We start from the raw sequence: 7,985 nt of genomic DNA on the forward strand, positions 1-7,985 counted from the left end.
CGGTGAGCACCAGGCATGCCGCGACGAGGAGGAGGGCCCCCGGGCCGACCGTGTGCCCCGGGCGGGCGCTCCGGAGGATCAGGAGGAGGGTCGCCAGGAGGCCCACTCCCCCCAGGAGGGTGCAGAGCCGTCCAGCGGCCGGGGGCCGGGGGAGCACCGCGAAGCACAGGAGGAGACCCGCCACGAGGAGCGGGACCGCCGCCTCCGGGAAGCGCGGGATCAGGGCCGGCAGTCCCCCGGCCGCCCCTTCCGCCACTGAGGAGGGCAGGAGCCCGCCCTCGCGGACCACGACGGGCAGGAGGGAACCGCCGAGGAGCAGGGCACCGGCGACGCCCAGCGTCGAGGGCAGCCGGTAGGGATGGCCGCGCATGCCCTCCCCCGGCGCGCCCCGGGGCTAGCCCCGGGGCAGCGGGAAGATCTCCTCCGTCCAACGCTTCAGGATCCGGTCCCGGTTCTTGCCGGCCCACTGGAAGTCGTACTTGATGACCTTCACATTCTCGAAGGAGACCCCGTGCTTCGTGATCTGTTCCGGTAGGGGGGCCTTGCTGTTGGACGGCAGCTGGAACGACCGGAACTGCCGGCCGATGACCTGAGCGTCCGGGCTCAGCGCCCAGTCGATGAACTCCTTCGCGATCTCCGGGTGCGGCGCCCCCTTGATGAGGCTCAGGCCGCCGACCTCGTAGCCGGTCCCGTCGGCCGGCGAGGTGGGCTTCACCGGGAACCCCTCCTCGGCGTACAGCACCGCGTCGTGCAGGAAGATGATGGCGATGGCCACCTCCCCCCGGCCGGCGAGTTGCCCGGGAGCGGACCCGGACTTGGTGTACTGGGCAACGTTCTTGTGCAGGCGCGCCAGGTAGTCCCAGCCCTTCTGCTCCCCGAAGACCTGGAGGATGGTCACCAGCATGGTGTAGGCCGTCCCGGACGTGTTCGGGTTGGCCACGGCAACCAGGCCCTTGTACTCGGGCCTGGCCAAGTCCTCCCAGGTCCGGGGGAGGGGCTTGCCCTGCTTCTTGAGCAAGTCCTCGTTCACGGCCCAGCCGAGCGGGCCCGCGTACAGGCCTAACGTCCGACATCCGCCGATCGGATCCCGCATGAAGTCGCGCAGCTCGGGCATCCGGGGCGAGCAGTAGGGGACCGTCAGCCCCTTCTCCGCCGCGTCGAAGTGGGGGTCCCCGGTCCCGCCGAACCAGACGTCCCCCCTCGGGTTGGCCTTCTCCGCCTCGATTCGCGCGTACATCTCGTTGCTCGAGGCCCGGATCCAGTTCACCTTGATCCCGGTCTCCTTCTCGAAGCGGGCGGCGACGGCCGCCACCCAGTCGCGGTCAGGGCTCCCGTACAGGTTCAGGACCTTCTCCTGCGCCGCCGCGCCCCCGGCCAGCAGGAGGACGAACAGGCCAGCGACCCATCGCCGTCTCATCCGTGCCCCTCCCCTCGTGAGGACTGCCGTGGTGGACCGGCCGGGCGGCGGCCACCGCCCGGCCCAAAAAGGTGGCCCTGCCTTACCACACGCCCCCGAAGGCGTCAAGGGCGCGCTACGGGTGGGGGTTGCGCCGGACCGGCCGAGGCGCTAGGCTGAGAAGGCTCTACACTGGTGCAACCCCGTTCAGGACTGAAAAGGAGGACCGTATGGCGTTGAAAGAGTTCGCCGGCGTGTTCTGGGAGGAAGCGCTGGACGAGAAGACGCGCCAGCTCGTCGCCCTGGCCGCGATGACCGCGGCAGGGTGCTACACCTGAGCGCCGGGACGCTTCGCGGCCGCGAAGAAGGCTGGCGCGACGGACGCCGAGATCCAGGAAGCCCTGTACCTCGCCATGCGGGGGGCGTCTCGGGCTGTGTGGTCCCTCATCAAGACCCACATCCCCGGGGCCGAGGAGCAGAACAAGGCCTTCCAGGCCCGCTACGAGCGGGACACGGCGAGCACCCGGCGGTAGGCCCGCATCCCATCGAAACGCGCGCGCCCTCCCGCCGGGTTGGGCGCGCCTCTTTCGGCCGGGGCAAAGGAGGACACCGATGCTCGAGGCGCTTCTCCAGACCAGTGACACCTGGGCGCTCCCGCCCATCCGCCTGGCGCTCGGGGCCATCTTCATCGGCCACGGCGCGCAGAAGCTCTTTGGCTGGTTCGGAGGCTACGGCCCCAAGGGAACGATCGGCTACTTCCAGCAGGCCCTCGGCGTCCCGCCGCCCCTGACCGTTCTGGCCATCCTCGCCGAGTTCTTCGGGGGCCTCGGGGTCCTGCTGGGCCTCTTGACCCGGCTGGCGGCGGCCGGGATTACCGCGGTCATGCTGGTAGCGATCGCCAAGGTCCACTGGGGCCACGGCTTCTTCCTGAACTGGGAGCTGAAGCCGAACCGGGGGCACGGCTACGAGATGAACCTGGCCCTGATCGGCATGGCGCTCGCCCTCCTGATCGCAGGGGGTGGGGCCCTCTCGGTGGACCGGCTGCTGCGCTAGGGGCGGCTCCGGCGGCGGGGCGGGGCGGGGGGAAGGCCGAGAGCCTGGCGGATGGCGGCCGGTGTCACGCCGGCCGGCTGGAGGAGCGTCCCCGCCGCCTCCAGAAGCATCTCCAGGTACTTGGCGACGTCGTAGGTCACATCGGGAGTGAGGAGCGGGAGGGCGCGGACGCGCTCTCCCGCGTCCTGTTTGTCGAAACCGGTGATCACGTAGCGGACAGCCTCCCCGGGGTGCACCGGGACGCCCGCCGCGGCCATCTGGCGCGAGGCTAACGCCACCAGGCTGTTCACCCGGTGCTCGTTCGCCCCCTGCGAGACAGTCTTCACGATGGTGAGGGCCTCCACCGGCACCCGCCCCTCCCGCAGTCTCCCCGCCGCCTCGGCCAGGACCTCCAGGACCGCCGGGACCGCCGCCCGGAAGCCCGCCGCGTCCTCGGCCTGCGCGAGGATCTCGAGCATCGCTTCCTGCGCCTCGCGAACGAAGGCCGGCGTATCGGAGCGGCGCTGCTCGATCCCCCGGATCTTGAGGCCGCCCCCGGGCAGCGCTCCCACGAACCGGTTCGGGACCCCCACGCCCGGGTGGGTCCGGGAGGGGAGGAAAGCGATCCAGTTGTAGACCCCCTCGAGCGCGATGGGGATGCCGGTGGCCTCCCGGATAGCGGCGCAGAGGGCGGCGTAGTCCGCCTCGCGAGCGCCCGGCTTCTGGAGCCACAAGGAGTCCACGATGGCATGCAGGACCCGGAACCCCCGCGCCTCGGCGGCCGCCATCGCGCGGAGGAGCGTCTCCCGGCTGTACGCCGTCACCGCCTCGTGCGCCTCGATCCGCCCGAACCGCGCATTCCGGTACCCGAGGTAGCCGAAGCAGCAGACCAGGATCCACTTGAGCGCGTTCTGACGGGCGTCCAGCAGGTCGCGGGTCTCGCCCACCGCAGCGTCCCTCAGCCCCTTCAGGCGCGCCCGCCGCTCGAGGATGGGCCGGAGCGTCTTCGTCACCAGCCCCTCCCGCTTCCGGCAGGTGCTGATCCCGATCTCCGGCGTCGCCGCCTCCGGGCAGCAGGCGCAGCCGACCGTCTCGGGCGAGATGTTGTGGTGGACCATGAGGGAGGGGTACATGGAGGCGAAATCGATCTCCCCCACCCGCTCGTAGAGCCCGAGGAGCGGCTCGTAGACCAGTCCCCCCTTGTCCGCCACCAGGAGCTCCCACGCCGTCTTCCATCGCTCCGGCTCTCCCTTCTTCCAGGGGACCAGGATCCCCTCGCTGAGCGCCCGCTCGAGCTGCAGGTAGGTGATGGCCGTCCCGGGGGAGGTCCGGGCGAGCTTCTGCACCGGCACCTTGGCCAGACGGCTGAGGTCCAACAGACCGGCCAGCCCCGTCTCCGAGAGGAAAAAGGAGTTGCGGGCGTCCAGGTGCCAGCGGCCGAAGAGCGGCAGGGCCGGTGCCATGTAGAGCACCCGCCCGTACGAGAAGAAGGACCGGCCGCGCCGGCGCAGGCCGCGCCGGACGGCCTCCCGATCGAGGCGGAGCGGGACGCCGGCCTGCCGCGCAAGCGTCAGGAGTGTCGGCAACAGGTAGCTGTCCCCGTGGCGCGTGACCAGGACGTGGGGGTCCACCTCGTCGAGGAGGCGGTTGAGTTCGGTGAGGAGCGTGGCCGGATCCCCCTCGTCCAGGACGAGGGTCCGGCCCTCCCACCGGACCTCCAGGCGCCGGAGCCGGCCGAAGGGGCTCCCCCGTCCCCGCTCGTCCCCTTGCCCCTCGAGCTCCATCCGGGTGAGGGGCGGCTCCCGGTGGGTCAGGTCCCAGGGGGAGGCGTGGGGGATGAATGCCAGGGTGCCGTCTGCGGCGCGGGTGACGGTGCAGGGGGCGAGGGGGAAGATGCCGCGGGTGTGGCAGTAGAGGAGCGGGAGCGGCAGATCGCAGTCGTAGAGGGTGAGACCGAGGCGGGGGACGCTGAGGAGCCGGAGGAGCGCCGGCTGGCGCTCCGGATCCAGCAGCCGGCACTCCAGGACCGGCACCGGCGCGCCGGACCAGAACTCCTGCCGCCGGGTCATCCCCACCGGCTCGGCGAGGTTGGCGCGGGTCAACTCCTGGGCCGCCGCCCGCAGGGCCGCCCGGTCTCCCCGCAGGTAGAAGGGGGGCCGGAAGGGGTCCTCCAGCCGGTGGCTCCCCCCCTGCTCGTCCACCAGCCAGACCACCATGCCGCCCGGGCCGGGGTAGCAGTCGAAGAGCCACCCGGTGAGCGGAGAAGAGGGATCGAGACGCACAGGAGACCTCGAATCGGAAACGGGGGACGCGGCGCCGAGGACCTCAGCGGAGACGTGCGAGCCAGGCCCGAAGCGCCCGGACGTGCCGCCGCTTCACCGCGAGCGGGACGGCGGCATTCGCCGGGCTGGTCGAGGGGAGGACAAAGACCGGGACGCCCTCGAGCCGCACCGGCTGCGGGCCGAAGCGGCGGCAGGTTCCCTTGCCGAAGGTGCCCTCGAAGGCGGTCTTGCCGTTGAAGCAGACGGCGCGCGGCCGAAGCCGCATGACGAGCCGCGCGAGGCGCGGGCGGCCGGTCGCGAACTCCGCCGCCTTCAGGTCCGCCGCCCCTCGCGACGGCCGCTTCACGATGTCGGTGAGGCCGTAGCCGAAGGCCGGGAGCCGGGCATCCTGCTCGGGCCCAAGCCGGACCGGCGTAAGCCCCCCCTCATAGAGGAGCCGCCAGAAGGTGTTGCGCGGGTTCGCGTAGTAGTGCCCCGCCGCCGCCGAGATGAGCCCCGGGTTGATCCCCACGAAGAGCAGCCGGAGCCCCGGCGCGACGCGATCGGGCAACGGCTGCGGACCGCCCCGGCCCCGCCTCACCTATCCCCCCCGACCGGGCCGTCCCCACCGTCACGAGGCCGGCAGGATGACCGCGTCGGCTTCCACCTCGATCAGCATATCTTCCGCGATCAATCGCCGGACCTCGACCATGCTGGTCGCGGGAGGAGCCGCGCCGAAGAACTCCGCGTGCGCCCGGCCGAACTCGGCCCAGCGCGCGATGTCGGTGACGAACATCCGGGTCCGCGTCACTGCCGCCCGACTCACCCCCAGCTCCTGCAGTGCCCGGTCAATGATCTCGAGGCACCGCCGGGCCTGGCGATAGGCGTCGCCCGGCGCCTCCGTTCCCCCACCCGGCGCCACGGGCGCCGTCCCGCTGACGAACACCTGGTTGCCGGCGAGCACCGCCCGGCAGTACCCGACCTTCCGCTCCCACTCTGCCCCCGAGAAGACGCGCCGCACGTTCACGCTCCCCCTCCCCTCACCACCGCCTCTGCCTCACCACTTGTGGAAAACGAAGAAGGTCGCCCCGACCATCAGCACGAACCCCACGACGTAATTCCACTTGATTCCCTCGTGCAGATAGAGAACGGAAAACACGCAGAAGATCACGAGGGTGATGATCTCCTGGATGGTCTTGAGCTCGGCCGCCGAGAACCGGCCGTGGCCGAGGCGGTTGGCGGGGACCTGGAAGCAGTACTCGAAGAACGCGATCGACCAGCTGAGCAGGACTACCTTCCACAGGCCAGTGCTCTTGAACTTGAGGTGCCCGTACCAGGCGAAGGTCATGAAGATATTGGAGATCGCCAGCAGGAGAATCGTCGTCACGCGTCGCCTCCGGTGCCGTCTCTAGAAGTCCTCGCCGACGCTGTCCAGGTCGTCGAGGCCCAGGATGGGGCCGTACATCACGCTGTCCAGGTCTGTGCTCTGCGGCAGCCGGTAGTGCATGATGCCGATGGTCTTGGTGACCACCTTCCGCAGCCGCGTGTAGTGCAGGTCTGGATCGGGCGGCTCCTCGAAGTTCCCGGGGTCCATGCGGGCGCTGGAGACGACGGCGAACCGCCCGTCCTGACGCCAGGCGAACGCGAATCGCCACCTGTACTGGCGAATGTACATGTCGTAGTCCGTAATCCCGATGAGGATGGCGTCGGGATCAGCCGTGAGCTGCGGATGCTTGCGCTGCATCAGCGCGATGACCTCTTCTGCGATGAGCTGTCGGCGGTCGTAGTTGACCACGGTGGGCTCCAGCTCGACCTGACCCAGCGCCTCGATGGTCAAGCCATATTTGCCTTTGTAGTAGGTCATCAGGTAGTCCAACGACTCCAAGGGGAACCCGCCCAGCGGCACGAAGTAGACCTGCCCGGCCCCCTGCAAGGAGAGCGGGGGACGCGCGGCGGGCCGCGGCCGCTTCTGCACACGGCTGGGGGGGGCAGCCGCCGGGCAAATCCTCTTGATGTCCGCCCAGTCATAGTTCGGGAGCAGCTTCCTCGGCGGGCGCTGGGACTGCCCCGCGAGGGCCTTCAGGCGCTCCATGCGCTCCGCCGGGCTCGGGTGCGTGGACAGGTACGCCAGCAGCCCGGGCGTCTCCCCGCCTCGCTTCCGGAGCACCTCGAAGAACGCGATCATCCCCGCGGGATCGACGCCGGCCGCGAGGAGCATCCGCAGCCCCTCGGCATCCGCCTCCTCCTCGTTCTGGCGGCTGTACCGCAGCGCCCCGAGGGTGCGGGCGCTCTCCAGCCCATAGGTCATCGCGCCGCTCACATCCCCCGCCATGGCCGCGAGGAGGACTCCGGTGGACGCATGCTGGAGCAGCGCGCGGGTGGCGTGGCGCTGGAGGATGTGCTGCATCTCGTGAGCGAGCACGCCGGCCAGCTCCTCGGCGGATCGGGTGTGCTCCAAGAGCCCGCGGAAGATCACGATGTAGCCGCCGGGGGCCGCAAAGGCATTCACGGCGGGGATGTCCACCACCATCACCCGAAAGGTGTAGGGGGGGCTCGGCAGAGGAGCCGTCAGCGTGGTGACGAGCTCGTCAATCACCTGCGCGCGGTTTCCCTCCGCGCACCGCTTCTCGGGCGGGGCCAGGTGCTCGACGACCCCCTGCCCGAGACGCTCCTCCCAGGAGACGGGGACGCGGGCGGCGACCAGCGCCGCCAGACCCGGGATGCCCCACAGGTACAGGGCCGCGGTGATCCCCACCACGGCGACGGCGGCGAGGAGCGTGAGCCGGACCCGCAGCCGGCGACGGCGGGGGTCGTGGAAATGGCCGGTCAGCTTCGGCGCCACCTGCCGCAGGGCGGTGAGGAACCGCAGGTCCCCCACCAGGAGCGCCTCCGGGATCTCCGCGCCCCGCTCGAGGCGCACCTGCTCCCCAACGTAGAAGCCCTGGGTCTGGCGGACCTCCCCGTACGGCCACCGGAGCGTCGTGCCGGCCTCGGTGGTGATCTCGAGGCCGTCCGGCATCAGCCGGATCGTGGCGTGGTGACGCGCGGCCGTCCGGCCGTCCAGGTAGGAGCCGTGCCACTCGGTCCGCATCGGTGCTGATCCGTTCCCGCCGCGGCGTCCCGCCGCCGCCGGGCGAGGGTCAGAGGGTACCGACCAGCCGGTGGTGTCTGGGGAGGGATGGCCCGGCGCGCCGGAGGGGGAGGGAACTAGCCGAAGGCGAAGTCCACGTCCAGGAAGCCGGCCAGCCCCTCTCCGATGGTAGAGACCGCCTGGGCTTCCTGCTCGATGCCGGCCA

9 protein-coding genes are annotated in these 7,985 nt (G+C 70.9%); 2 read left to right on the top strand and 7 right to left on the bottom strand.

All coding sequences use genetic code 11. The features are described 5' to 3' along the window. Together VGT06_05330 and VGT06_05335 are read right to left on the bottom strand one after the other, a co-directional pair. On the bottom strand, positions 1–370 hold a 370-nt coding region (locus tag VGT06_05330; protein ID HEV8662553.1), incomplete at its 3' end, for a hypothetical protein. Between the two features lie 24 nt (positions 371–394). Continuing rightward, positions 395–1,417 carry an ABC transporter substrate-binding protein gene (locus tag VGT06_05335; protein ID HEV8662554.1) on the bottom strand — a complete coding sequence of 341 codons (1,023 nt, stop codon included), beginning with the start codon at positions 1,415–1,417 and terminating at the stop codon, positions 395–397. A gap of 209 nt (positions 1,418–1,626) precedes the next feature. On the opposite strand from VGT06_05335, the gene VGT06_05340 reads away from it, so the two are divergent. Both VGT06_05340 and VGT06_05345 read left to right on the top strand, forming a co-directional pair. Continuing rightward, complete coding sequence (locus VGT06_05340) at positions 1,627–1,734, top strand: carboxymuconolactone decarboxylase family protein (GenBank protein ID HEV8662555.1); 108 nt, start codon at positions 1,627–1,629, stop codon at positions 1,732–1,734. 274 nt (positions 1,735–2,008) lie between these two features. Further along, a complete protein-coding gene (locus tag VGT06_05345; GenBank protein HEV8662556.1) occupies positions 2,009–2,449 on the top strand; it encodes a DoxX family protein in 441 nt (146 codons plus the stop codon). On the opposite strand, the gene VGT06_05350 is transcribed toward VGT06_05345, so the two are convergent. Genes VGT06_05350 through VGT06_05370 form a run of 5 tightly spaced genes read right to left on the bottom strand, consistent with a single transcriptional unit; the run spans position 2,446 to position 7,780 of the window. Beyond that, positions 2,446–4,710: a DNA polymerase domain-containing protein gene (locus tag VGT06_05350; protein ID HEV8662557.1), complete on the bottom strand. Its 2,265-nt coding sequence runs from the start codon at positions 4,708–4,710 to the stop codon at positions 2,446–2,448. The genes VGT06_05345 and VGT06_05350 overlap by 4 nt on opposite strands. Before the next feature lie 43 nt (positions 4,711–4,753). Beyond that, positions 4,754–5,260, bottom strand: a complete 507-nt coding sequence (locus VGT06_05355; GenBank protein HEV8662558.1) for a mismatch-specific DNA-glycosylase — start codon at positions 5,258–5,260, stop codon at positions 4,754–4,756. 60 nt (positions 5,261–5,320) lie between these two features. After that, positions 5,321–5,716 carry a RidA family protein gene (locus tag VGT06_05360; protein ID HEV8662559.1) on the bottom strand — a complete coding sequence of 132 codons (396 nt, stop codon included), beginning with the start codon at positions 5,714–5,716 and terminating at the stop codon, positions 5,321–5,323. Between the two features lie 30 nt (positions 5,717–5,746). Beyond that, positions 5,747–6,076 carry a DMT family protein gene (locus tag VGT06_05365; GenBank protein HEV8662560.1) on the bottom strand — a complete coding sequence of 110 codons (330 nt, stop codon included), beginning with the start codon at positions 6,074–6,076 and terminating at the stop codon, positions 5,747–5,749. Positions 6,077–6,097: 21 nt separating this feature from the next. Beyond that, entirely contained in the window at positions 6,098–7,780 is a 1,683-nt protein-coding gene (locus VGT06_05370; protein HEV8662561.1) for a M48 family metalloprotease, read from the bottom strand. Positions 7,781–7,985 lie beyond the last annotated feature (205 nt).

Origin of the sequence: Candidatus Methylomirabilis sp. (assembly GCA_036000645.1) — a bacterium.
Taxonomy (GTDB): Bacteria; Methylomirabilota; Methylomirabilia; order Methylomirabilales; family JACPAU01; genus JACPAU01.